1 protein-coding gene is annotated in these 1,350 nt (G+C 68.1%); it reads right to left on the bottom strand.

The genetic code is table 11. The features are described 5' to 3' along the window. Positions 1 to 34 precede the first annotated feature (34 nt). Positions 35 to 1,255 carry an IS30 family transposase gene (locus L324_RS10350; protein WP_438938446.1) on the bottom strand — a complete coding sequence of 407 codons (1,221 nt, stop codon included), beginning with the start codon at positions 1,253 to 1,255 and terminating at the stop codon, positions 35 to 37. Positions 1,256 to 1,350 lie beyond the last annotated feature (95 nt).

Raw genomic sequence — 1,350 nt, 5'->3', positions numbered from 1 at the left:
GGGTGGATTCCAGGGGTCGTTGCAACACGGGTGATCAACTGGTTTCGGTGAGGAGTTTAGCGAGGCGCTCGGCTGGGGTGTCCCAGCCGAGCGTTTTGCGTGGGCGGCGGTTGAGTTGGGCGGCGACGGCGGTGAGGTGGTCGGGGGTGTGGGCGGACAGGTCGGTGCCTTTGGGGAAGTATTCGCGGAGCAGGCCGTTGGTGTTCTCGTTGGAGCCGCGTTGCCAGGGGCTGTGGGGGTCGCAGAAGTAGACGGGCATGTCGGCGGCGATGCTGAATTCGTGGTGTCGTGCCATTTCCGCGCCTTGGTCCCAGGTCAGGGAGCGGCGCAGGTGGTCGGGCAGTGTGCTGATGGTGGTGATGAGGGCGTCGCGGACGTGTTCGGCGGTGCGGGATTGTCCGAGGTGGACGAGCATGACGTAGCGGGTGGAGCGTTCGACGAGGGTGCCGATCGCGGATGCCCCGTTCTCGCCGATGATGAGGTCGCCTTCCCAGTGGCCGGGGACGGCGCGGTCGTCGGCCTCGGCGGGCCGGTCGCTGATCATCACCATCGGTGCGGTGAACCGGGGCTGGCGTTGGTCGCCGCTGCCGCGGGGTGTGCGCTGGGTGCGGCCGGTGCGTAGCGCGGCTTTGAGTTCGCGGCGCAGCTCGCCGCGGCCTTGGACATACAAGGCTTGATAGATGGTTTCGTGGACCACGTGCAGCTCCGGCTGGTCGGGATGATCACGGCGCAGCCGTCGACTGGCCTGTTCCGGGCTGCACCGGTCATCCAGCATGCCTTGGATCCGGTCCCGCAGCTCAGGGTTGGTCGCGATCTTGCCCGGTTTAGGCCGGGGCCGGCGAGCGTCGGCCCGGGCCTGCGCGGAATAGGGAAGATACTCGCCGCTGGCAGGATCGGCGTTGCGGTCCAGTTCCCGGCTGACCGTTGAGGCCGGACGGCCAAGCCGTCGGCCGATCTCTCGAGGGCCGTGCCCGGTCCGCGCGAGATCCGCGATCAGCAACCGCTCCTCGGGCGAGAGGAACCGGGTGACCGGCACCAGCGGACCGGTTCCTGACGGCCGATCAGGCACGGGAACCTCAGGCTCTGCACGCGACGGCGGGGCGGAACACCGACCGGTGTTCCGCCCCGCCTGACTCACACGATCCTGCCGCCACCGATGCCCGGTCCGGCGGTTGATCCCCACGACCCGGCACGCCTCGGCGGTGCCCATCCCCTGCGCCACAAGATCAAGATAAGCCCGGCGCTCGGCGACCAGCTTCCTCGGCCCCTGAGGCGACCGATCCTCCCGAATCTCGAACAACACAACCCCCGAACAAAGTCAGGTGTTGCAACCACCACTAGAACCCAAGG

Source organism: Amycolatopsis orientalis DSM 40040 = KCTC 9412 (assembly GCF_000478275.1).
Lineage (GTDB): Bacteria > Actinomycetota > Actinomycetes > Mycobacteriales > Pseudonocardiaceae > Amycolatopsis > Amycolatopsis orientalis.
This window is presented reverse-complemented; position numbering and strand designations above follow the sequence as displayed.